This window comes from Streptomyces niveus (assembly GCF_001723055.1).
In the GTDB taxonomy this organism is placed as follows: domain Bacteria; phylum Actinomycetota; class Actinomycetes; order Streptomycetales; family Streptomycetaceae; genus Streptomyces; species Streptomyces niveus.
Window position 1 is genome coordinate 1 of record NZ_MDCR01000575.1, and the last position, 618, is coordinate 618.

Genomic DNA, 618 nt, shown 5'->3' on the forward strand with positions numbered 1-618 from the left:
ACAGCTCGTGGGCCGCGACGAGCCGGTCCATGTCGAGCCGGACTCCCAGGCCGGGGGCGTCGGGGACGGCGATCTCGCCGTCGACGATGCGGGGCGGGGCCGTGGTGAGCCGCTCCAGGCCCTCCTGCCAGATCCAGTGGGTGTCGAGCGCGTTGTAGTCACCGGGAGCGGCGGCGCCGCAGTGGGTCACCATGGCGAGGGAGATGTCGAAGTGGTTGTTGGAGTGGCAGCCCCAGGTCAGACCGGCCGCCTGACAGAGCTGGGCGACGCGGACCGAGCCCTGCATGGTCCAGAAGTGCGGGTCGGCCAGCGGGATGGACACCGACTGGAGGGCCAGTGCGTGGGTGAGCTGACGCCAGTCGGTGGCGACCATGTTGGTGGCCGTCGGAAGTCCGGTGGCGCGGCGGAACTCGGCCAGGATCTCCCGCCCGGAGTAGCCGTCCTCGGCTCCGCACGGGTCCTCCGCGTAGGCGAGCGTGCCGACCAGCGGGGCGCACAGCTCGACGGCCTCGCGCAGCGACCACGCGCCGTTCGGGTCCAGGGTGATCCGGGCCTCGGGGAAGCGGTCCTTCAAGGCGCGTACGGCCTTGACCTCCTCGGCGCCGTCCAGGACACCGC

General features: G+C 72.2%; 1 protein-coding gene. It reads right to left on the bottom strand.

Annotated features, from left to right (window positions below; genetic code table 11):
* The coding region (locus tag BHU15_RS37670) for an enolase C-terminal domain-like protein (RefSeq protein ID WP_303741446.1) at positions 1-618 on the bottom strand (618 nt) is incomplete at both ends.